This is a genomic window from Pseudomonas sp. D1HM, assembly GCF_019266105.1.
Taxonomy (GTDB): domain Bacteria; phylum Pseudomonadota; class Gammaproteobacteria; order Pseudomonadales; family Pseudomonadaceae; genus Aquipseudomonas; species Aquipseudomonas taetrolens.
The window spans coordinates 1-467 of sequence record NZ_LRMN01000052.1; the positions used below are offsets into that span (position 1 = coordinate 1).

Below are 467 nucleotides of genomic sequence, written 5' to 3' on the forward strand. Positions count from 1 at the left end.
GAGTTTGGATGCTCCATAATCACCGGTATGACAATGAAGGGCGCGGTATCAAACTCGTATCTAAAGTTGAACTGGACGTTCCACTTGCCCCCCGGCATGTCGCCAAAAAACCTGTTGCCCCACTGAACAAACAGGCCGGTGTCCTTATCCCACCAGTACCCATTGGGGTCGTGGTACAAGGTCGACGGGACACCCGCTCCCAGGCTTGATCGCGCTGCTGCTGGGGTGTTCCCCCCCGTACCTCCACGCGCGACCGGCAAAGTGCCGCTAACCAGCTTGCTCACATCAAGCCCGGCCAAGACCAACTGAACGTTGACATCGCCGCTACCATCGAACCAACCCATGCCTGTTGCTGCGCCGTTGAACGTCAGCGCTCGGCCGGTTTGCAACTTGGTGGCTGTGCCGGCATTGCCAGAAGTTGGCCTGCTCAGCGTACCGCTGGTGATCTTGCTGGCATCGAGCGCCGG

Annotated in this window: 1 pseudogene; it reads right to left on the minus strand. The window is 59.3% G+C overall.

From position 1 onward, the window contains the following. A pseudogene (locus AWM69_RS22675) lies at positions 1-344 on the minus strand (hypothetical protein); the annotation flags it as partial. Between the last annotated feature and the right edge of the window lie 123 nt (positions 345-467).